Source organism: Siphonobacter sp. BAB-5405 (assembly GCF_002872335.1).
Lineage (GTDB): Bacteria > Bacteroidota > Bacteroidia > Cytophagales > Spirosomataceae > Siphonobacter.
Genome location: NZ_NJAG01000140.1, coordinates 1 through 1,207 on the forward strand (window position 1 = coordinate 1; position 1,207 = coordinate 1,207).

Genomic DNA, 1,207 nt, shown 5'->3' on the forward strand with positions numbered 1-1,207 from the left:
GGATTGATGTAACACGTGAAGAGCCATGCGGTCTTTGATGCTACCGGTCAGGTTGTAATGCTCGCATTTGACGTAGATCGAACGCTCCTGGCCCTGATAGGAGTAAAAGATTTCCAGCATGGGCGTATTCCCGACCAGATGCCAGAGGTGATTGAATTATTGCGTACGCCGGGCTCTAAGGTAGCTGATGTAAGGTCCGTATGCATGAGATAAATAGATTTCAATAGAGTGTTGATGAAGTGTACTACGAAGCTATTGAAATGGGATAACTACTTTTCATTTTCGGAAGGGCTTGATAAGCCCTTCCGGATTTTACTCTTTATTTAATCAACTCCGCAAGCTTTTTGCTCAACTCTTCACCCCGAATATTTTTGGCAATGATTTTACCCTGGGGATCAAGAAGGAAGTTCTGGGGAATGGCCCGCACGGCATAGGCCTGAGCTGCCGTATTCTTCCATCCGGTCAAATCCGAAACCTGCGTCCAGGTCAGTCCGTCTTTTTCAATCGCTTTCAGCCAGGCATTTTTACCGCTGGGCTGATCAAGGGATACACCCAAAACGGTAAAGTTTTTGTCTTTGTAGGCCAGGTAGCTTTTCACTACGTTTGGGTTTTCGGCCCGGCAGGGCCCGCACCAGCTAGCCCAGAAATCCACGAGCACGTACTTACCCCGAAAATCTTTTAGTGATACCGGCTTACCGTTTACATCCGGTTGGGTAAACTCGGGAGCCATGGCACCAATGGCTGTTGCCTTGATTGGCTTCCAGTTGATTACTAAACGTCTTTCCCAAGGCAGAATTTCGAATTTCCGGGGATAAACCCTGCATTAACTCATAATTGGATGCATAATCCGGAAAAGCTCCTGAACTTTGAATGATGGCATTTAGGCTTACAAAGCTGTTCGGGTGCTGTCTAGCAAAAGCCAGAGATATTTTCTTTTGCTTCTCAGCAAGTGTATTGTATCGCTTGATGAACGGTTTGCTATATACGCTATCTTTTTGTTGTTCAGGTGTACCTTCCTGATACTCCTGCAGCACTATAGCAATTTCTTTATTCGTTGATTCCAGTAAGTGCTGTAACGCCTGATTTTCCAGATTCGTTTTCGTGCCGGTAACCTTGATGTGCTCCAGGGAATCAGGACTTTCTATCTTGATTTTACCCGGTTCCACGTAAAATTGACTGGATTCCTGTCCGCTGAGCCTGACGTAGC

At 46.1% G+C, this 1,207-nt stretch carries 1 protein-coding gene and 2 pseudogenes; all 3 read right to left on the reverse strand.

Annotation, left to right across the window (positions count from 1 at the left end):
• Positions 1-138 (reverse strand): annotated as a pseudogene (locus BWI97_RS29420) (cysteine synthase); the annotation flags it as partial.
• A 181-nt stretch (positions 139-319) separates the two neighbouring features.
• A complete protein-coding gene (locus BWI97_RS27530) occupies positions 320-730 on the reverse strand; it encodes a peroxiredoxin (RefSeq protein WP_158242882.1) in 411 nt (136 codons plus the stop codon).
• Positions 693-1,207 (reverse strand): annotated as a pseudogene (locus tag BWI97_RS27535) (DUF4369 domain-containing protein); the annotation flags it as partial. The pseudogene BWI97_RS27535 and the gene BWI97_RS27530, both read right to left, overlap by 38 nt.

What these genes read in the sequence shown, in the direction of transcription:
- BWI97_RS27530 (WP_158242882.1), bottom strand. Translation starts at nt 730, where the DNA reads ATGGCTCCCGAGTTTACCCAACCGGATGTAAACGGTAAGCCGGTATCA.